Annotated in this window: 16 protein-coding genes; 5 read left to right on the top strand and 11 right to left on the bottom strand. The window is 46.2% G+C overall.

The window, feature by feature from the left end; translation table 11 throughout:
• Positions 1-10: 10 nt before the first annotated feature.
• From glgA to arcA, 3 genes are all read left to right on the top strand, one after another.
• Positions 11-1,438, top strand: a complete 1,428-nt coding sequence (glgA, locus tag IUA53_RS01300) for a glycogen synthase GlgA (RefSeq protein ID WP_196898053.1) — start codon at positions 11-13, stop codon at positions 1,436-1,438.
• Positions 1,439-1,542: 104 nt separating this feature from the next.
• Positions 1,543-3,198 carry a sensor histidine kinase gene (locus tag IUA53_RS01295; protein ID WP_044055613.1) on the top strand — a complete coding sequence of 552 codons (1,656 nt, stop codon included), beginning with the start codon at positions 1,543-1,545 and terminating at the stop codon, positions 3,196-3,198.
• A gap of 157 nt (positions 3,199-3,355) precedes the next feature.
• Positions 3,356-4,063 (top strand): two-component system response regulator ArcA, encoded by a 708-nt coding sequence (arcA, locus tag IUA53_RS01290; protein WP_196898051.1) that lies wholly within the window; start codon positions 3,356-3,358, stop codon positions 4,061-4,063.
• Positions 4,064-4,202: 139 nt separating this feature from the next.
• On the opposite strand, the gene IUA53_RS01285 is transcribed toward arcA, so the two are convergent.
• Complete coding sequence (locus IUA53_RS01285; RefSeq protein WP_196898050.1) at positions 4,203-7,331, bottom strand: beta-galactosidase; 3,129 nt, start codon at positions 7,329-7,331, stop codon at positions 4,203-4,205.
• 108 nt (positions 7,332-7,439) lie between these two features.
• On the opposite strand from IUA53_RS01285, the gene IUA53_RS01280 reads away from it, so the two are divergent.
• Positions 7,440-8,276, top strand: coding sequence for a helix-turn-helix transcriptional regulator (locus tag IUA53_RS01280; protein WP_196898048.1), 837 nt, complete (start codon positions 7,440-7,442; stop codon positions 8,274-8,276).
• Here the strand turns inward: IUA53_RS01280 and pmbA are convergent.
• Positions 8,273-9,604: a metalloprotease PmbA gene (pmbA, locus tag IUA53_RS01275; protein ID WP_044055610.1), complete on the bottom strand. Its 1,332-nt coding sequence runs from the start codon at positions 9,602-9,604 to the stop codon at positions 8,273-8,275. The two genes, IUA53_RS01280 and pmbA, sit on opposite strands and share 4 nt — an antisense overlap.
• A 72-nt stretch (positions 9,605-9,676) precedes the next feature.
• Here pmbA and yjgA point away from each other — a divergent pair, with 72 nt between their 5' ends.
• The gene (gene yjgA / locus IUA53_RS01270; RefSeq protein ID WP_081869545.1) at positions 9,677-10,222 is read left to right on the top strand and encodes a ribosome biogenesis factor YjgA; all 546 of its coding nucleotides are present in this window, start codon (positions 9,677-9,679) and stop codon (positions 10,220-10,222) included.
• Between the two features lie 68 nt (positions 10,223-10,290).
• Here yjgA and tldD read toward each other — a convergent pair whose 3' ends face one another.
• From tldD to IUA53_RS01225, 9 genes are all read right to left on the bottom strand, one after another.
• Positions 10,291-11,733, bottom strand: coding sequence for a metalloprotease TldD (gene tldD / locus IUA53_RS01265; RefSeq protein ID WP_196898046.1), 1,443 nt, complete (start codon positions 11,731-11,733; stop codon positions 10,291-10,293).
• Positions 11,726-12,544 (bottom strand): carbon-nitrogen hydrolase family protein, encoded by an 819-nt coding sequence (locus IUA53_RS01260; protein ID WP_196898044.1) that lies wholly within the window; start codon positions 12,542-12,544, stop codon positions 11,726-11,728. Before IUA53_RS01260 ends, tldD begins: the two co-directional genes overlap by 8 nt.
• Positions 12,537-16,469, bottom strand: a complete 3,933-nt coding sequence (locus IUA53_RS01255; RefSeq protein ID WP_196898042.1) for a YhdP family protein — start codon at positions 16,467-16,469, stop codon at positions 12,537-12,539. The genes IUA53_RS01260 and IUA53_RS01255 overlap by 8 nt, the downstream gene beginning before the upstream one ends.
• A gap of 24 nt (positions 16,470-16,493) precedes the next feature.
• Positions 16,494-17,960: a ribonuclease G gene (gene rng, locus IUA53_RS01250; protein WP_044055602.1), complete on the bottom strand. Its 1,467-nt coding sequence runs from the start codon at positions 17,958-17,960 to the stop codon at positions 16,494-16,496.
• The gene (locus IUA53_RS01245) at positions 17,957-18,547 is read right to left on the bottom strand and encodes a Maf family protein (RefSeq protein WP_044055601.1); all 591 of its coding nucleotides are present in this window, start codon (positions 18,545-18,547) and stop codon (positions 17,957-17,959) included. Before IUA53_RS01245 ends, rng begins: the two co-directional genes overlap by 4 nt.
• A 13-nt stretch (positions 18,548-18,560) precedes the next feature.
• Complete coding sequence (gene mreD, locus IUA53_RS01240) at positions 18,561-19,037, bottom strand: rod shape-determining protein MreD (protein WP_044058653.1); 477 nt, start codon at positions 19,035-19,037, stop codon at positions 18,561-18,563.
• Positions 19,030-19,899 carry a rod shape-determining protein MreC gene (gene mreC, locus IUA53_RS01235; RefSeq protein ID WP_044055600.1) on the bottom strand — a complete coding sequence of 290 codons (870 nt, stop codon included), beginning with the start codon at positions 19,897-19,899 and terminating at the stop codon, positions 19,030-19,032. Before mreC ends, mreD begins: the two co-directional genes overlap by 8 nt.
• A 38-nt stretch (positions 19,900-19,937) precedes the next feature.
• Positions 19,938-20,981: a rod shape-determining protein gene (locus tag IUA53_RS01230; protein ID WP_014947909.1), complete on the bottom strand. Its 1,044-nt coding sequence runs from the start codon at positions 20,979-20,981 to the stop codon at positions 19,938-19,940.
• Between the two features lie 267 nt (positions 20,982-21,248).
• Positions 21,249-21,761, bottom strand: a complete 513-nt coding sequence (locus IUA53_RS01225; RefSeq protein ID WP_044055599.1) for a hypothetical protein — start codon at positions 21,759-21,761, stop codon at positions 21,249-21,251.
• Positions 21,762-21,843 lie beyond the last annotated feature (82 nt).

Here is a 21,843-nt window from a genome sequence, read left to right as displayed (position 1 = left end):
AGAGGTCGCCGTGAAAATTGTTTTTGCAATATCTGAAGTAGAAGAATTGGTTAAAACCGGCGGCTTAGCCGATGTAGGAAAGGCATTACCCCTTGCCTTGCATAGTGAGGGTGAAGATGTGGCCATTGTCATGCCTTATTACAAATCTATTGCCGACACCTTTCATTTAGATACCATTTGCGACACCCAAACCCTGTTCACCGAAGGAAAGGTGTATCATTTTGATGTCAGGGCGTTAGCGTGGCACGGCATTACCGTCTATTTCGTCGACTACCCCGAATACTTCATGCGTGACGGCCTATACTCGAATGCTTACGACGCCTATGAAGACAATGGTGAACGTTTCAGCTTTTTCAGTGGTGCCGTGCTTCAAACCTTGCAGGCACTTTCGTTTACCCCTGACGTTATCCATTGCCATGATTGGCACACGGCCATGCTTCCCTATTTATTGAATCATGAGCGCTCAGGCTTTTTTGAGCAAACCAAGACTGTCTTCACTATTCATAATGCGGCGTTTCAGGGAGTACATTCCCTTGAGAAGATTCCATTTTTGCGTCACCACCCCCATATTTTCTCCCAAGTGCATGGCGGCTATATCAATATGCTGCAAACCGGCATTGAGTGTGCCAGCAAGGTGACAACCGTTAGCCCAAACTATGCAGATGAGTTGCTCACCGACTTAGGCAGCCATGGCCTTCACGAACGCTTAGTTAAACGAAAGGCCGATTTATCGGGCATATTAAATGGCTGTGACTATAGTCAATGGAACCCAGCAACAGACGCCTACCTCCCTGAAAATTACAGTGTTGATAATTTGCAACCCAAGCGGGTATGTAAAACCACCCTCCAGACGCGTTCGGGTTTACCAGAAAATGCGGGTGTGCCGCTAATCGGCATGGTTTGCCGCCTTACTGAACAAAAAGGCTTTGGTTATATTCTTCCTATCTTAGATGATCTTGTGCAGCACAACCTACAAATAGTGATTGTGGGCACTGGCAATCCTAAAGTGTGCATGGACTTAGGCGAATTTGCCCAGCAACACCCCACCCAGTTTGCTTTTATTAATGGGTTTAGTTCAGAGCATGCTCATTTAGTGGAAGCGGGTGCAGATTTCTTTTTGATGCCCTCTCAGTTTGAACCCTGTGGGTTGAATCAAATGTACAGTTTAGCCTATGGAACTGTGCCTATTGTGCGCGCTGTGGGCGGGTTAAAAGATACGGTTGTAGACCTTGATACCGGTCACGGTGCCACGGGCTTTGTGTTCGATGAACCTACCCCACGGGCATTGTTAGCCTGTATTCGTCGCGCCCTGCTGTTTTACTACGAGTGGCCAACACAATTTAAAGACATGCAGGAAAGGGGCATGAGAACCCGATTCACCTGGGAAGCGGCCGCAAAAGACTATTTACGTTTATATCTTGCGATGTTTCAAGCGTAGACATTGGCTTCGCCCCACCTGGGTGGGGATTTTCAATAGTCTCGCTTTCTTTTTATACAATTATGCGCCACTATTGATGTAAAGAGGATGTAGAAAACTTAAAAATGACGGATCGGGTAGTCAAGCTTTCAATTCGAAGCTTATTTTTATGGGCTGTAATGTCTATTGCGACAGTGTCGTTGGTAATATCAGCCGGCTTGTCAATGTATACCCAGGTTAAAAGCTACCGCCAAGAGATAGAATTAAGTATTGTTACACTGGCTAAACTTATTGGTCAAAGCTCAGCAAACTCTCTGATTGAAAACAATGCGATATACCTCGAAGAACAACTCAACAACTTAGCCTTCGCCGACCAAATCCTCAATGTCCATATTTATAAAAGTCTTGAGAGCTATCAAGCCTTAGACACTAAAGTCGTGAGTTTTGCCTCTTACAACAAAGCCGGTGAATACCTCATTGCCAGTAAAGAAAATCAACTGGCTGACTTAGCGTCATCGCCTCAATTTATCTCTGAAAATGACTTTCTCGAAGTGTCCGAACGCATTTACGATCAAAAGACTGGGGGCGTGTTAGGGTGGATATACATACGCATGTCGGCAGATAGCTTTAATAAGTTAGTAGGAGAATCGTTTTTACTGACCCTCTCTGCAATGTGTGTATTGCTGTTACTCAGCTTTTTATTGGCAGTGCGGTTTCAGCGGATGGTGACTTCGCCTATTGAACGACTGGCCGACTTTTTACAGCGTACCTCTCGTCAGCGTGATTACTCTGCACGTATTGAAAACTCTAGTATTCGTGAGTTGGATATTTTATCAGACTCGGTAAACGTTATGCTGGTACGCATTCAAGAGTACATGCAAAAGCAACGTCAAGCGGAAGAACAACACCGCAGGTTAAACGCGTCACTAGAAGAAATGGTTAATCAGCGAACCATGGCATTAAAGAGTGCTAACCAAGAGTTAATTCAAACCTTGGAAAAGCTGCACCAGTTTCAGCGTCAAATTGTACAAAACGAAAAAATGGCGTCTCTTGGCGATATGGTGGCCGGCGTAGCGCATGAGGTAAATACCCCAATAGGTTTAGGGGTAACTGCCTCCACCATGATGCTTGATAGAATAGCGGTCATTGAAAAAGATTTCGAAAATAAGACATTGAAAGCCAGTGCGATGAAGCGCTTTTTAGAAGAAAGTAATGAAAACCTCAACATTATTTATCGCAATCTAAACCGCGCAGCAGAGTTAATTTCCAGTTTTAAACAGGTGGCTGTGGATCAATCAAGCGAAAGTAACCGAACTTTTTGCTTTGCACAGCTAGTTAATGAGATACTATTGTCTTTACAGCCTCGTTTAAAAAAATTAAAGCACAACATCAACGTAAATTGCGACCCTACCTTATGCGTTGAAACGAAAGCTGGCCCGATAAATCAAATTCTGATTAACCTGATTATGAACTCGGTTATTCATGGATTTGAAAACATAGAAAAAGGCGAAATTGATATCATCGCCGAATTGGCTACGCCGGAAAAATTCAAGTTAGTATATCGCGACAATGGAAAAGGCATTCCCGACGACATTCGAAAGCGTATTTTCGACCCTTTTGTTACCACTAAACGGGGTCAAGGCGGATCGGGTCTAGGCATGCATTTGGTCTATAATCTTGTAACCCAAGCTTTAAATGGTTCTATTACGTTAACCAGTGAAGAGGGTCAAGGTGTGGAGTTTGTGATTATTTTTCCAATTGCGAGTGCGAAAAGTGTATAAAACGTGTATAACTTTTGAACTTTTCTTGAATTTTGTTGGCTAACCCCAATACCTTAAAATTATGAATATTAAGTATTTGCTTGCAAACGCGCTTGTGGATATTAAAATTTAACCAGTAATTGCTAAAACCGATTTTAGAGAAAGAGTGTAGAGCACCATGCAGACGCCAAATGTGTTAATTGTAGAAGATGAAGTGGTAACACGAACCACACTAAAGAGTTTGTTCGAAGCAGAAGGATACAATGTATTTGAGGCTGAGAATGGTGATCAAATGCATGATTTCTTCGAAAATCACGCCATTAACTTAGTTATCATGGATATTAACCTTCCAGGTAAGAACGGGCTTATATTAGCTCGAGAGGTGAGAGATCGTAAAAACGTAGGTCTTATTTTCCTTACCGGTCGTGATAACGATGTTGATCGTATTTTGGGGCTTGAAATTGGTGCCGATGACTACCTAACAAAACCCTTCAACCCTCGCGAACTGACGATACGAGCAAGAAACCTGCTTTCTCGTACCACAAGCTCTGCAGAGGATGACGATTTACCAAGCCGCGTAAGCTTCAACGGTTGGACACTAGACGGCGACAGTCGTTCTCTTATTTCGCCGACCGGTAAAGAGTTCCGCTTACCTCGCAGTGAGTTCCGTGCCTTACACCTTTTCCTAAGTAACCCAGGTAAAATTCTTACCCGTGAGCAGCTTATTATGGAAATGACAGGCCGTGAATTACGCCCGAATGACCGTACTGTTGACGTCACCATTCGTCGAATTCGTAAGCACTTTGAGTCTGCCCCTTCAGATGAAGAGTTGATTGTGACCATTCACGGTGAAGGCTACCGTTTCTGTGGCTCGGTAGACGGCTAATTAAAGCTAGCCTTCTGCACAACGCTTGTCGCGGGGGCAGAAGCAAACAAACCGAAAGCCAGTGTAAATTCAAAAAGGCCGCTGTTGTGATAACAGCGGCCTTTTTATTCGCTATGAACCCCAGTGATATAAAGCCCTACTAGGCTACAGGGCAAAAACGCAGATGATAGCGATAGTACTTATCTTCTAGCAAGTAGGGTTTATGCGTACTAGGGCTCCAAGAGTCATCCCCCCCTACGCCCATGTGCGCGTGATCTACATACACATACGTACAATCTCCCGCTGCTAGGTCGCAAGTATGTTTCGCCTTATCAAGTTGCACTTGGCTGTAAGGACTAACCGCAAAATGGAATCTTCCTTGTACCTGGCACTGATTTAATTCAAGGGTATCACTGTGACTCCTTAATCCATTATCGGTGGGGAAAATATAAGGTGTATGCATGGCATTAATATCTTGCTTATATTGCCCATAGCGCGCCGCTACGTGTCTGTCAGGGTAGTTTTCAAATGGCCCCAACCCTTTCCATACAACAGTGCCAGTCTCGTGCTTTGGTACCGCAAATTGCACGCCGATCCTCGGCATAGGGGGTAATGTATCAGCCAACGATACTTGAATGTCTACATCAAGCTCGCCTGACGGCAAGAATTGATAGCGCCAGACGCTTTTCGCTAAAACTTCACCTTGATGGCAATAATCGAATTGTGTGTGAACGGTAACCGCTAATGCGCTTTCGTTGACATCAACCGACGTACACACACGTTGCCATTCTCCTATACCCACTCTGCGCCATCTTGATTCCCACGCATTGGGATCGGGGTTATCCACTTCACTCACGCCGATGTCGTTATCCAGTGGCGCCCTAAAAAAGTTATCTTCAATCGGTGCGCTCAGTTGCTCTTCCTCTGCAACTAACCATGAAATCAACTGACCCGATTCAAGATGAAGACTAAACACACTAGTGTGTGCATTAACGGTGAGCGTTTGTTCATCAATCTTTGCCGCTAATGGTACGACAGCAGACGTCCCCTTGTCGTTCGCTTTAGTAGCGGTACAGAGTGGCCGGGGTGCTGCCCCTAACCCCGCAGTATTTTTAAGCCTAAACTGAGCCGTATCGATAACGTGACCTGCGGCTGCCCACGCGCAGGCTTTAGTCGTTTGCGTATCAACATTGAGGTGATACTGTGCGCCCGCTTTATACGTGTAGGCGGGTGTAATGGTATAGTTCGCTGTCTGCTGTGGCTTAACCTCAATAACGAAGCTCCCCTGTGCAACGCAACAACCGTCTTCCAAAAGTTGCCACACTAACGTTTCATTATCCGTGGTTCTAAACAGGTAATCGCTGGCCACTGTCAGTTCGAATGTACCGTTATCTTCCGTTAACGAAAACTGAAGGTGCTGTTGGCAGTGTTTTGCTTCATAGAGGGCTGGGTGAGCGCTTCTATCCGGGAATAGCAACCCGTTGATACAAAACTGTCTATCATTGTCGGTATCACCAAAATCACCGCCGTAAGCCCAATACTTTTCGCCACTGTCTGTGTATTTCGCTAGCCCTTGGTCAACCCAATCCCAAATAAAACCGCCTTGTAACCTTGGGTAGTCTTTAAATGCGTCCCAATAATCTGAAAAGCTGCCCAGGCTGTTGCCCATGGCATGGGCGTATTCACACAAAATAACAGGCCTATGTTCTCCGGGGAGCGACAACCATTTCTTGATGGCCCATTTGGGCACCGCATCATCTTGAACGTCGCTGTCTACTCTGGCATACATAGGCGCAATAATATCTGTGGCCGTAGTATCAGAGCCGCCCCCTTCATATTGAACCGGCCTTGAGGGGTCGAACGCTTTCGACCACCCATACATGGCATCATGGGTGGGGCCATGACCACACTCATTGCCGAGTGACCAAATAATAATACAAGGGTGATTTTTATCTCTTTCAACCATTTGCGTATAACGGGCTAAATACGCGCCGGCCCAAAGCGGATCCCTCGACAATCGCCCCATGGGATACATGCCGTGGGTCTCTATATTCGCCTCATCAACCACATATAAGCCGTATTCATCACACAGTTCATACCACCGAGGATGATTAGGGTAATGGGCGGTGCGCACTGCGTTGAAGTTATTCTGTTTAAGCAGCTTGATGTCTTCTAGCATGTCAGCTTCATTGACTGCATGCCCTCGACTTTCATGGTGTTCATGACGGTTAACGCCACGAATTAATACGGGCTCACCGTTAACGCAAAGCTGGCCTTTAATCATCTCAATGTGTCTAAAGCCAACATCATAGGCTTCCATATCCACAAGGCTGTCGCTTCTGTCTAATAGGCTTACCACCAGCCTGTACAAATTCGGCGTTTCTGCTGTCCATTTTTTGGGGCTATTTAGGTGTAGTGATTGGAAAACCACATCATCCCATCCGCCTTTTTCATCAATACGGCGATTATTGGTGTTTGCCACCTGCGGCTGAGTAACGGCAGTCGTGCCATCAAAAAGCTGCACGGCCACTTTGAAATCCTTAGGGGCGACAATGGAGGTTCTAATATCGAGGCGACCATCGCGGTAACAAGCATCTAATGAAGGGGTGGCAAATACGTCTTGAATGTAATGCTGCGGCTTACTTGCCAAATAAACATCACGGAAAATACCGCTTAACCACCACATGTCCTGATCTTCAAGGTAGCTACCATCAGACCAACGGATAACCATGGCTGTAATCTGGTTTTTTCCCTCTTTTAAGAAGGGGCATAAGTCAAACTCAGCGGGCAAACGGCTGTCTTGCGAATATCCCACGTATGATTGGTTACACCACAAGTGAAACGCGCTATTTACGCCGTCAAACACAATATGATTGCGTTGCAAAAGCATGGCTTTAGTCATTTCAAATTCAGTGCGGTAAACCCCTGTGGGATTGTCTTGTGGCACCTGCGGTGGGTTAACCTCAAAAGGATACTTTACGTTGCAATAAATGGGCTTATCGAACCCTTGCATCTGCCAATTTGATGGCACGGAGATAGGTTGCCAACGAGCTTCTTCTTCGGTGGGTAAGTGTGCAGCAATGGCATTATCTGGCACGTCGAAAGGTGAGTTGAACAACCTAAACTGCCAATCACCATTGAGCTTGCGTTTCTGAGCGCCGCTTTTGTTCAATGCATCGTCAAGGCATGTATAGCCATTGAGCGGCGCATGACCATTTACTCGATTACGCTGATATACCACGGGGTTTTGCCAATCTTGTTGAGCAACCACCTCAGCCACAGTATGCATTACAACATCCTTTCATCAATAACGTAGAATAGAATGAAATATAGCGAATTACGGCGTAATCCTTTATGCTTAAACCTCTCTTTCATTTATCCAAAACTATCAAAGTTCATGTCAGCCACAGAGTTCTATGACATTGTTAATATCGGCCAACACTGTGTAGAGCGCTTTATAGACAGCACTAACACGCCTGAAATTAAAGCTTTAGACATTGAGCTTGCCGGTTGTTCGAATTTATCAGCCCCTTATCAAGTAGGGCGCGTTAACCCGCCTAACCACACCTTGTTTTATTCGTTAAATGGCATGGGGAAAATACGCACCCCAAAAGGGGGCTTAACAGTAACACCGGGGCAATTAGCCATATTGCCAGCAAGGCAAAGTTTTGAGGTAAGCATAGAAAGTGAACGCTGGGACATCATTTGGGTGAATCTGGCCGACACAGCACAATGGCATTATTTATATGAGATAGACGCACCTCTGCTAGAGCGCTTGCCGCTTGAAGGGTTACATCATGCCATGGAATTATTGTATTTGAGTAAAAGCAGTGAGCACCGCCATGCCCTCATTCCGCTTATTAAAGACTATCTATCGTCGGTAGCGAAGCCAAAGGATCAGCCCTTACCGTCTAGATTAATCGCTTTATTTGAGCATGTGGAAAAGCAACTGCAACTAAATTGGAACGTGAAATTACTAAGCGAGCGCGCCCACTATTCGGCCCCACACCTTCATAGATTGTGCCTAAGCCATTTCAATAGAAGCCCAATGCAACAAGTGATTTATTTGCGTATGGCGAGAGCGAAAAATCTGCTGTTAAATACCCAGTGGCCCATCGCTTACATTGCCAATTATGTGGGATACAGCAATGTCTTTACTTTTTCAAAGCGCTTTAAGAAATCGGAAGGTGTGCCGCCCAGTCATTATAGAGAGCAACACACCCAGCAAGGTTAGCTTCCCGCAATCTTCATATTATCAATGAGAATAGAACCTGTTTGTACGCTGCCACGGACGTCTTTGTCACGCCCAATTGCAGTGACCCCAGCAAACATATCTCTAAGGTTGCCCGCAATAGTCACCTCGTGAACAGGATATTGAATTTCGCCGTTTTCTACCCAGAAGCCAGCAGCGCCGCGGGAATAATCTCCGGTAACAATGTTAACGCCCTGCCCCATCAATTCGGTCACGAATAAACCTGTGCCCATTTCCTTCAATAACTCGGCGTCACTATGCCCTGTGTCACCCACAATCCAATTGTGAATGCCGCCTGCGTGGCCATTACTTTTCGTATTAAGTTTTCTCGCCGAATAGGTGGTGTACAAATAAGTGGAAAGTTTGCCCCCCTCCACAATCGTCATATCCCTAGTCGCAACACCCTCGTTGTCGAAACTAGAACTGGCTAAGCCATTTTTTATAAACGGACGTTCTTCAATGTTTAGCCACTCAGGGAAGATTTGTTGCCCTAAACTGTCGAGTAAGAAAGAAGACCGACGATACAAGCTTCCGCCACTAATTGCCCCTACATAATGCCCAAACAAACTTGATGCTATATCTTTGTGCAAAATAATAGGCACATTGGCCGTATTGATTTTTCGCGCGCCTAGGCGCTCTACCGTGGCGCGAGCCGCCTCTTCACCCACAGCTTGGGCAGTGTTCAGTAAATTCGCTTTGCGGTTAACCGTATAGGCATAATCACGCTGCATATCATCACCTTCAGCACCAATCACCATACAACTTAAGCTGTAGCGACTACTTGGATAGCCGGCGTTAATGCCATGCGTGTTTCCGTACACTCGCATGCCTAAGTTTGCATTGTATGAAGCCCCATCAGAATTGGTGATCCTATTATCATAGGACATAGCCGCCGCTTCCGTTTCGATAGCCGTTTTAATGGCTTTCTCAGTGTCCAACACCTGTGGGTGATATAAGTCTAAATCTGGAAATTCTGTGGCGATAAGTTCAGCATCCGCCAGCCCCGTGCACGGGTCTTCACTGGTGTAGCGCGCAATATCTACCGCTTTTTCTACCGCGAGGGTTAGCGCCTCTTTACTGAGGTCTGCCGTGGATGCACTGCCTTTGCATTTACCCACGTACACGCTTATACCTAAGCCGCCATCATTAGTAAATTCAACATTTTCGACTTCTTGCATACGCGAAGAAACCGCAATACCTTGTACTTTCGACATACTGGCTTCAGCTTGTGTAGCCCCCTTTTTTAGGGCTAATTTCAGTACATCATCAACGACATTTTGAATGTCTACTAACTGCTGATCAATTTGCATAGTAAGTTTCGCTGTCTAAATCCGACTGTGATAGTTACAATTTAGCTAAAGTGTAACACTTATGAGATGGCAATGAGCGACAGAAACCCTAATTCACAGCAAGATCCCCAATTTAATGATGAATTGGAAGACGAAAACTTCATTAGTAAAACCGAGTTAAAGCGGCAAGCCAAAGAGCATCAAAAGCTTGGAGAGAGTATAGTCAATCTAACACCTGCACACCTAGACACTGTGCCTCTAGATGAAGAATTGGCAGATGCGGTTAACGTTGCCCGCAACGTGAGCAGAAAAAAAGAAGGCTTTCGTCGGCAATTACAGTTTATCGGAAAGCTGTTGCGTCAACGAGATACCACCGCAATAGAAGAAGCGATGGCAAAGCTGGCTCACCAGCATCAAGCTAGCAACGTCGCGTTTCACAAGCTAGAAAAAGCCCGCGAGGCGGTAATTGAACAAGGTGACTCTGCCATTCAGGCACTTATTGAAGAGTACCCAAGCCTTGATCGTCAAAAGCTGCGTCAATTTCACCGCCAAGTGAAAAAAGAGCAAGAAAAAAATGCGCCCCCACGGGCATTTCGTGAGCTTTTCCAATACCTAAAAGAAGTTATTCACGAAGACTAGTCTTGATATAGCCACCTAAAAAAAGCACCCGAGGTGCTTTTTTTAGGGTTGCCGCTAGCACTAACGTACTACGCGGTTCCACCCACCGTAAGCTCGTCAATCTTAAGGGTAGGTTGTCCAACACCTACAGGTACACTTTGACCATCTTTTCCGCAGACCCCTACGCCTTTATCAAGCGCCACATCGTTTCCAATCATAGAAATCTTCTGCATAACTTCAGGGCCGTTTCCAATTAATGTTGCGCCTTTCACCGGTGCAGTAATTTTACCCTCTTCAATCAGATAGGCTTCTGCACTGGAAAAGACGAACTTGCCCGAGGTGATGTCCACTTGGCCACCAGCAAAATTTGGGGCATAAATGCCTTTTTTAATGGTGCTGATGATTTCTTTCGGATCATGCTGACCTTCAAGCATATAGGTATTGGTCATACGAGGCATCGGCAGGTGCGCGTAAGATTCACGACGACCATTCCCTGTTGGGGCGACGCGCATTAAGCGCGCATTGTGCTTGTCCTGCATATAACCTTTTAAGATGCCGTCCTCAATCAGCACGTTGTGCTGACTAGGTGTGCCTTCATCATCGACAGATAAAGAGCCTCGACGATCAGCTAACGTCCCATCATCAACCACAGTGACACCCTTTGCAGCCACGCGCTGGCCTATTTTTCCGCTAAAGGTAGAGGCACCTTTGCGATTAAAATCACCTTCTAGGCCATGGCCTACAGCTTCATGTAAAAGCACGCCAGGCCAACCATTACCTAATACTACGGGCATAGCCCCTGCAGGCGAGGCAACTGACTGCATATTAACTCTTGCCATATGCAATGCGTCGTCGGCTAATTGTTCGTAAAACGGTTTGCCGTCTTCGTCACGGGTAAAAAATGAATAAGCATAACGGCCTCCAGCGCCAGCGCTACCTCGCTCTCTGCGCTCGCCTTGCTCTATTAATACAGAACAATTTAAGCGAACGAGGGGGCGAATATCGGTAGCGAAGGTACCATCGCTAGCCGCCACTAACACTTCCTCGTATACACCACTTAAGCTTACCACCACCTGGTTAGCAGACGGCTCTTGCTGGCGAATGTAGGCATCTACGGTTTTTAAGAGACTAATTTTTTCAGCATCTTGCATTGCCAAAATAGGGTTATCAGCTTGATATCTTGGGGTAAACTCGCCCTTTCCTAATGAAGACACCTGCTGAGTCCCACCGGATGGCGCGATACTTCTGGCAGCGCCACACGCTTTGGTGAGGGCATCTTCACTAATATCGTCTGAGTACGCAAAGCCGGTTTTCTCACCACTGATGGCACGCACACCAACGCCGCGTTCAATGTTGTAACTCCCTTCTTTGATAATGCCATCTTCTAGTACCCAGCTTTCGTGCTGACTAGACTGAAAATACAAATCGGCATAATCCGTGTCATGCCGATGTATGTGTGCTAAAGCCTTTTCTAACGCAGAAACATCTAGACCAGCGTCAGATAATAAGTGGCGTTCTACAGATTTAGACAAAGTGACTCCTGAATCGATTGTGTTCGGCAACCGGCATATTCTGTTGAATGGCTTGCCGCCTGCTCGTGTCCACGCGGGCCTGAATTACGCCTTTATCTGTGGGTAATTCTGCCAAAGTTTCTCCCCATGGAGAAACGATTAAACTGTGACCAAAGGTTTCTCGACCGTTCTGGTGAACGCCGGTTTGGTTCGCCGCCACCACGTAGCATTGTTTTTCAATTGCCCTAGCTTTAACCAGGGTATGCCAATGCGCTTCACCGGTTTTTTGGGTAAATGCCGCTGGCAGCACGAGAATGTCGATATCCCCCATGGCCGTAAACAAGCCTGGAAAGCGCACATCATAACATACCGCAAGGCCAATGTTGCCTATAGGTGTTTGCGCCACAACAACCTGCTCCCCCGGCTGTGTAAAGCGCGACTCTTTATAACTGCCTGTATTGTCATTCACCGACACATCAAACAAATGAATTTTGCGATAGTCTGCGAGGGTTTCACCGTTTGGACCAAAGAGCAAACACGCGGCAGAAAACTTACTATCGTCATTGGTTTGCATGGGAAAGGTACCGGACACAATATAGCACTGATGCTGCTTCGCTAAGGCGCTTAAATGCTTTTGAATTTTACCGCTATCTTTGGGTTCAGCCACGCTAAGTAGCTCACCATCTTTGGTACCAAAACACGCAAAGCATTCCGGCAAAACAACCACACTGTCGTTGGCAATATCTGCATGTGCTAATGCCTGTGCAACCGTATCTAGGTTTTCGTCTACGTCAGGCGTAGACGTCATTTGAAGCGCTACTAGATTAACCATCGATAACCTCCATTTTTAGTCGCTGAACATCCTCTTTTGTAAGCGGCCTATCCTCTAACGGTTCAGTCGCTGGAACATTATTTGCCGGCAAACTGATATCTTTGCTGTTGCGTTCAACTTCATCAAATTGTGGCTCGCTAATGGTGCCTGTCACCTTATAATTGACATTAGAAATCACTTTTGCCGATGTCAGCACCTGATCCAGAGCAAGGGCGGCCAGCGCAGTAGGCGGCGTGGCCAAAAAATACACTAAAAAAGGTAAATTCCCTGTCACGTTAGGCGCAAAAGACACATTGTAATTTAGCTTTCCTGTATCAAGCTCGGTGTAGCCATTAATTTCAATTTCACCAGCGCCACCGTCTATTTCTGTATCTTGGGTAAAGGCGCGCCCGTCTGCAATTTGCACTGTGCCACTCATATCATCATAGAAGAAGCCTTTCGCAAACACGTCTCTAAAATCTAAGCTTAGCTTTCGAACTAAGGAATTTAAACTAAATAACGTCAGTATGCGGGAACCTTTATCGCTCAACTCCGTTAGGTAGCCGTCGGATAATGACCAAGCAATATCGCCATTCACATCAACCAAACTAAAGTCAAACGGTGAGTTAGGCCACGCCAAATCAAAATCAATGTCGGCACCTGAGTCTTTAATACCAGATGACACATCAAATTGTTTTAGCATAGCGCCAACATCTGGAGACGTTATTTTACCTGTCAATTGCGTGGTAATTGTATTGTTACTGTCTCGCGCCCACATTCCTGTCGCGTTTAGCTGCGCATCATCAGAACGGGTAACCAATTGACGTACCCTCAGACCGTGCGCTGTTTTAGCGGTATCAAGAATCACTTCGCCTAGGTCAACGCCATAAACATCACATCGTTGGCATGAAAAATAGAGAGGCGGTATATCAAGAGGATCAATCCCCTGTTTCGGTGTATTGGTGGTGACAAGGCCTTCAGTGTCATGGCTTTCAGCAGTAGGCGGTTTAGTGACCCGCAAATAATCAGCATGTATATCGATGCCTTGCTCCATCACGTCGGAATGAATACGCAGGGTGCCGCGCATGTCACTGGCATCAATATTCATTAGCCAATCATTACTTTGTTGTTTGGCTGTCATCACCACATTGTCGAAGCTATGCCCAGCCAGCGTGAAGGTCTCTGCCGTCACAAAAATTCGCGACGGTGAAGGAAACAACACCCGTTTGGGCGCGGCTTCCGTTGCATTTGAATTTTGTGTACGCCCTTTATCTTTGTCTTGGGGAGAGAGCAAAGTATGCAGCGTATTGAACCAACTAATGCCATCGGCATCAGGTAGCTGCGCGGCAATACTAAAGCCCGTACCTACGGTGATAGGCTCGGGATTGCCTAGGGCTAGATGCGCACGAGAAAACTGCATTTCCTTGTGCGGCAGCACACCGTCAAAGCGTATTTGATCGCCCAAGGTGGCATCAATAGTAGAGGCATTTAAGTTGCCTTTACTATTGATGGATAAAGGTAACGGGCTGCCTTCTGAGGTATTAAAAGGTGCAGGCATTAAGCTGTGGGTGGCCGCTAAGTCAGCATCTAATTGTGCTTGGTAGGAAAAGTCACTTTTTGAAAAAGCCAAAGACACATCCAGATTCCACTTCGATTCACCATCGAGGTAATCCACAAAACGTTCGTTTACCGTCTTCACCAGGGGGTGCACATGCCACATCCCTTGCATGTTAACATCAAGTTCGTAGTGTTCTTTTTGCCGCCCGGTAAACGAAAGACTAACCGGCTGCGAAAGCACACGGGCAGTTAGATTGGTGGCATCAATGCTGGCGTTATCGAAAGCCACTGCGCCCGACGCTTCTTTAAAGCGTATCTTTGTACTGGTGATATAAACATCATTGTCAGATAAGGTGGCTTCGCCTTTGGCACGCACCTGCTTACCCTTAGTTAATGGAATATCTAATTTAAGCTTTGCCGTTAAAGGTCCAGACACCTTAACGTCTTTATCTAATAGCTTTCCTAATGACGCCGACAGACTCGACTGGGTCATAATGGACGTTAGCGACTCACCACTGCCTTCCCCTTGGGCGTAAATAGTCAGTGAAGAAGAAGGATGTAGACGGGGAATAGCCGCTGACATTTCGCTGATATTCAGCCCGCCGAGCTTCCCCTTAGGGCTCTCCATGACTAATGCATCGTTCACGAAATACAACGATAAATCTAAATCTGTCAGTGATGGCCACGCTGTCGAAAAAGCAAACTCACTAGCGGTAATATCCACGTAGGCTTGAAAGATGCCCGAATTGTCGGTGAATGGGTAATCCTGCGGCTTCCCACGCCAAAGTAATTGTGCGTTGGTCACATTGCCAACTCCGGTAAACGCTCTATCAAGATATTTGAAGGTGTTTTTCACTTTCCCGCCGGTGGGGAATAGCGCATTTATACCATCAAGTTTTCGTGGTGACACATTGACGTAGGCTTCCACCATCGTTGAAGTTAAATCCACACTAAATGAAGGGTTCAGCACCACCTTATCGGTATCAAAGACAATATCAGAGGCACTTAATAGCCAATGTTCACTCTCGTCAACTTGTGCTTTATAGACAAAAACATCGGCATTGAATTGGTTAATTGCCAGGTTCTGTTGAATGAGGTTATCGGTAAAGAGGGTGGTATCTTTGCTTTCAAAGTAGAATGCCCCCGCATTTTTATACCAATAAATATCCGCGTCGATTCCACTTAAACCCGGCACACGGCTAGACTGGGACCATGACAAATCCAACACTTTAGCAGCCAGTTCGAGCCCACGGTTACGCACGAGAAGTTGTAAGGTCGCTATCTGGCCTTTTGGATCGAGGGTGCGTATTTCTTCATCACTGGTGTCGTCCATGAACAGCGGTGCAAGCATAAGGAAAGGGTTGATTTGAACCGGCTTCACCGTGTTTAACAAGAGATCGCCTCCTTGTTCCACACGCCCAATCAAATCAGTCACTAAGGTTTCATCGCTGGAGTTCACCTTAAGCTGATCCACTCGCAGGTTCCAACCATTTTCATGTGGCAGGGCCTGAATGCTGCCGCCAGTCACCCCTGTCACTAAGGGAGAGTAATTGTCTCCCCCCCACTCTAACAAGCTATTATCCAGCTCTACCTGAATGCTTTGAATCGCGTCGCTATCTAGGTTTGCCCATATCTCAAAGTTTGCACGGCTTTTCGTCAGTGGGCGCTTGGTTTTGATTAAATCACTCACCCAGGGCGAGATGTCTAAATCGTCCGCTTTGGCATAAAAAACGCCGTCGAAATCTTCTTTACTACCCTGAATATCGATAATAAACGAAGCCGAGTTAGACGCTAACTCGGCTACCCTTATTTCTCCTAAGCCTTGGTGACGATTTTCTCGGTTATTCCAGGTTAAGCGGGCGACATCAAAGGAGTTAACGTCCTGATTTTGCGTCACACTGACAATGCCATCCTCTAATGAAAAGCTTTGAAGTTGTTCAAGAAAAAGGCTTTCTAATGCAGATACCACGGGGAAGTTATTTTTCCCTTTGCCGCCTAACCTGTCAGCGTCAATATGAAGCTTTAGGCCTCGTAATTCAAAGCGAGGGGAAGAAATAAGTTGCTGCGCTAACGATTGCCAAAAATCCAGTTCGACGTAGATTTGTCGAATGTCTAAGGCAACGGGAGAGGCCTCGTCTTGTTGAAGTGACACCGAGTTAAGTACAATGCTGGGGCCTGTACTTTGCCATACAGCATGTACGCTGCCTATGCTAAGACTAACGCCATAACGTTCGTTAATGTAATCTTCTATCAAATGCTTCTTATGTTCGACATGCGGAATCGCATAGCGTGCGGCGCTTAAAATAAGCGCAAACACAACAAGCAAAATAGCGAGTAGCAGCCAAAGCTTTCTAACTAAATAGGCGGCTATCGACGTAATTTTTGTCACACTGGGCCTTATAAATCGTTAACGTTACATCATGACGACGTCGTACTTATCCTGATTGTACAAGGTTTCCGTTTGAACTTTTATCTGTTTTGACACGAACACTTCTAACTCGGCCAACATGTGAGACTCTTCACCCATAAGGGCATCAACCACTTTAGGGGATGCGTAAACCACAAATTTGTCGGCATCGTAGGCACGGTTTACTCGCACAATCTCCCGCATAATCTCAAAGCAGATTGTTTCAATGGTTTTCACGGTGCCCCGCCCTTTACAAACCGGGCACTCACCGCACAATATATGTTCAATACTTTCCCGAGTTCGCTTACGGGTCATTTCAATCAACCCTAGCGACGTAAACCCGTGAATATTAATCTTCGCTCTGTCCTTGCTCGTCGCCACCTCTAGACTATGTAAGACACGGCGTTTGTGATCGGGTTCAATCATATCGATAAAATCTATCAGGATCATACCGCCTAGGTTTCTAAGCCTAAGTTGACGCGCAATGGCTTGCGTGGCTTCTGTATTGGTATTGAAAATTGTTTCTTCTAAGTTTCGATGGCCAACGAACGCACCTGTATTGATATCAATGGTGGTCATGGCTTCGGTTTGATCGATGATCAAATAACCACCAGATTTTAAATCGACCCGTCGCTCAAGGGCCCGCTGCGCCTCGTTTTCCACATCGTATAAATCGAATATCGGCCGATCGCCGGTGTAGTACTCCAGTTTGCCATTCATTTCTGGCACATATTCTTTGGTAAACTGAAACAGTTCTTGGAAGGACAATTTCGAGTCTATACGGATGCGGTCTAATTCTGTCCCCACAAAATCTCTTAACACCCTTCGGGCCAAAGGAAGATCTTCATAAAGCACATTCGATTTGCGCTTTTTCATGCGTGACTGAATTTTGTCCCAAAGGCGGCGTAAAAAGGCGGCGTCTTGCTGTAATTCGTTTTTGCCTACCCCCTCTGCGGCGGTGCGTAATATAAAGCCCCCGTTTTCATCGCAGAATTCTTGCACCAAGTCTTTTAACCGTTCACGCTCGGCTTCTTCTTCAATACGCTGCGATACGCCTACATGGGTAACACTGGGCATAAAGACGAGATAACGGCTGGGGATAGTAATGTCCGTGGTTAGTCGCGCACCTTTGGTGCCAATGGGGTCTTTAACCACCTGAACCACAATGTCTTGTCCATCTCTCACGAGTTCGCGAATATCCTGCTTTTGGATATGACTGGCAGAGACTTCTTCTGCAATTTCGTTGTGAATAACAATATCTGACGCATGCAAAAAGGCGGCTTTTTCCAAGCCTATATCCACAAACGCAGCTTGCATACCAGGCAAAACACGACTTACTTTACCGCGGTAAATATTGCCTACCAAGCCTCGTTTTGTGTGCCGCTCAACGTGAATTTCTTGCAAAATGCCGTTTTCAATTAGGGCAACACGGGATTCTGATGGTGTAACATTGATTAGTAGCTCTGCACTCACTCTACGACTCCAAATTCACTGAGTAGCTGTTTTGTTTCGTACAAAGGCAGGCCCACTACAGCACTTGCGCTGCCTTCTATTGCGATAACAAATTGTCCGCCAATGCCCTGAATGGCATAACTTCCCGCTTTATCCGCAGGTTCTCCTGTTTCCCAGTATGCGTCAATTTGGGCGTTCGTCAATGCACCAAATGTCACCTTTGTGGTGATAGTTTGTGTTACCTGTCGAGATTCATTGGCGACACAAATGGCGGTCAGTACGCTGTGCTGTTGGCCAGATAGCATACTTAAAATGCGTCTAGAGTCCTCTAAATTCTTGGGTTTCCCCACGCTTTTACCTGCGAAGGCAATCAAAGTATCTGAGGCAAGCACTACCGTCGACTGGGTTAACGTTTGAGAAGATGCCAGTCGGGCTAATGCAGTACTCGCTTTCTCATAAGCCAAGCGCGCGACCTGAGCTTCAGGTGTTTCCTCTGGCTTTGCAGACTCATCAATATCAACCGGGTAAATCTGATGTTCTATCCCTAGTTGATTGAGCAATGCCGTGCGTCTTGGCGACGCAGAAGCAAGTACGAGAGATGCACTCACAGGTTATCCTCTTCTAGGTAATAGACAATTGTCGGCGGGTCTTACGCAACAACCAAAACACCCACGGCCATATCACCATTGATGTAAGCACAGGCCACAGGTAATCGACTTGAAAGTAAATGTCAGTAAGAAGATGTTGCACCCAAAACGTGAGCAAGTGATAAAGAGACGACAGTAAGCCAATAACAATGGCTTGTTGCCACACAGAATAGTTTCTAAGCCGTTGATAATTGGCCGCTAAAATGTACACACAGATAGATAGCCCAAGGCTATGAATACCCAAGGTTGTGCCAACGAGAATGTCCACAGCAATACCTGTCACAAATGCAATGCCAACATTCACTCGGTGAGGCAACGCCATACACCAGTAAGATAACACCACCAATACCCAATCTGGGCGGTACAGGTCAACTTGTATAGGCAGTGGCACAATTTGCAGCACTAAGGCGATAATTAAGCTGCTAACGATGACAGAATGACGTTTACGAATCATTGGCGAATTCCTCATTCACTTCTGCATTGCTAGGTGTAAGATTATCAGCCCACAATAAAAGTAAGTATTTGAGACGGTCCAAGCGGGCTAAAGGCTCAGCGGTTACGCGGGCAAATGGTCGGCTTTCGTCTCGAACCACAGCGGTTACACGGGCAACGGGATAGCCTTCAGGAAAAACTTTGCCTAACCCTGACGACACCAGCACATCGCCTTCTTGAACATCTACACTATGCGGGACGTGTTCTAAATACAGTTCTGACAACACACCGCTACCCGTCGCAATAAAGCGAATATTATTTCTTAATGAGCGCACAGGTATAGCGTGCGTTACATCAGCGATAAGCAACACCCGACTGTTGGTAGAACCCACTTCCGTAACTTGGCCAATAATGCCTCTGTCATCAATCACCGGTTGTGACAAATACACCCCATCAATGGCGCCTTTGTTGATGACCACTTGTTGACTGTAGGGGTTTTTATCTACCGCCATGAGTTCAGCGACCATTTTTCGAGCATCGGTTCTAACGGGTGCAGATAGAAGCTCACGCAATTGTTTGTTTTCTTGCTCCAACACCTCGTATTGCTGTAACTTTTCACTCATTAACAGCAATTGGTTGGTCAATTGGTCGTTTTCTTCTAGCAGGTCTTCTTGAGAAGTAAGGCGCTGAGCACTCTCGCTCAACATTAGCCCTGGTAAGTTGGCTAAGTACTGAATGGGGCTCATGAGGGAATTGAGATAAACACGACTGGATTTAAAGCCATCAAGCTTATGATCCACGAAAATAAGTAGCACAGACAAAACCAGTGCCAGTGCTAATCGGTTATTTAATGAAGGGCCGCGTGTGAATATAGTATCCATGATACAAATAAGGCAACCTTGAAGGTTGCCTTTCCTGCTTACTCGTAACTAAACAGGTCGCCACCGTGCAGGTCAATCATATCGAAAGCCTTACCACCGCCACGTGCTACACAAGTTAAAGGATCGTCGGCAATCACAACAGGGATCCCGGTTTCTTCCATCAAGAGTCTATCGAGATCTTTCAGTAAAGCACCACCACCCGTGAGCACCATGCCGCGCTCTGAAATATCAGACGCAAGTTCTGGAGGAGATTGCTCTAGTGCCACCATTACCGCTGACACAATACCTGTTAGCGGCTCTTGCAACGCCTCAAGAATTTCATTGGAATTGAGTGTGAAACCACGGGGTACACCTTCCGCAAGGTTTCGTCCACGGACTTCTATTTCACGCACTTCTTCACCGGGATAAGCGGCGCCAATTTCATGCTTGATACGTTCGGCAGTAGCTTCACCAATTAGTGAGCCAAAGTTACGACGAATATAGTTAATAATGGCTTCGTCAAATTTGTCGCCGCCAATACGTACGGAAGACGAGTAAACCACGCCATTAAGTGAAATGATAGCCACTTCAGTGGTACCACCACCGATATCAACAACCATGGAACCTGTAGCTTCTGAAACAGGCAACCCAGCACCAATAGCCGCCGCCATAGGTTCGTCAATCAAGTACACTTCGCGCGCGCCAGCACCCAGTGCTGACTCTTTAATGGCACGACGTTCTACCTGTGTTGAACCACATGGCACGCACACAAGCACGCGAGGGCTTGGACGTAGAAAATTGTTATCGTGAACCTGTTTAATAAAATGCTGAAGCATTTTCTCTGTAACATAAAAGTCAGCGATGACGCCATCTTTCATTGGTCGAATGGCGCGGATATTTCCGGGTGTTCTACCCAGCATCCGTTTCGCTTCAGCACCCACAGCAGCCACACTTTTGGGCCCTGCAGCGCGCTCTTGGCGAATAGCCACAACAGATGGTTCGTTTAGTACAATGCCCTGGTCTTTGACGTAAATCAGCGTGTTAGCTGTTCCGAGGTCGATGGACAGATCATTAGAGAACATGCCTCGAAGCTTTTTAAACATGAAAAGTGTATTCCTGTTACTGTGTTAACGCGTGTTAGCAAAGGTGAGATGACGACGCTTTAACGTGAAGTCGATATTTATCCGCACACTTTAACAATGGGGGCATATTTGGGCAAGTGATGCATCGGCTTAGTGCAAAATAAATTACCTTGTGCCGCTTCCCCGTTCGCATATGCAAGTTATCCGTGCTTAGTTGCACTTATAAGGTCTTCTATCACCCAACCGAAGGAAGACAATTATCTCTTTTAAAAGTTCAACTTACTGTATTTATTTTTCAGAAGCGACAACATCGCCCCGCTCTGGGAAATAGTCGAAGTATGGGCCAGACGTTAAGCTATAGCGACACCAGTACCTTTCCTCATCGTTCCCATCAGGTGCAAAGTAGTCGGCACGAATATTAAAACCGTCAACCTGTAAGGGAAGTGCGACTAATGCAGCCCAAATCTTCTTACAACCTAAGCTTGATTGCTCTGCCGCCGGCCACCCCTTGGCACTCATTTTTACTGGGCTTCTGTTTGTTTCTTGGCCGTTACTATCGTAATGCACCAGCATAATCATTGTGGCAGGTTGCACCGCTCGCCATTTCCAGTGGGCCGCTGTCACGTGCTCTTCAAAGCGCTGTTGATACTGAATAAAGGCCCCATGACTCGTGTCTTCATCCGCGGTATTCAGTGTTTTGATTGCCAGCAAAAGTGACGCCGCAAAAATGACAATAACCAATACTTTTAACAGTGTGCCCCAGAAACTGGCGGGCGTTTTCTTTGACTTGGCACGACGCATGATTGTTATCCTTGTTTTCATGCCTCATATTACTGCTAAATGAAAAAAATTATAGCGAAATCCTTCAAAGGCTTTAAAGAAG

It is taken from the genome of Alteromonas sp. B31-7, assembly GCF_015767655.1.
Taxonomy (GTDB): domain Bacteria; phylum Pseudomonadota; class Gammaproteobacteria; order Enterobacterales; family Alteromonadaceae; genus Alteromonas; species Alteromonas australica.
This window is presented reverse-complemented; position numbering and strand designations above follow the sequence as displayed.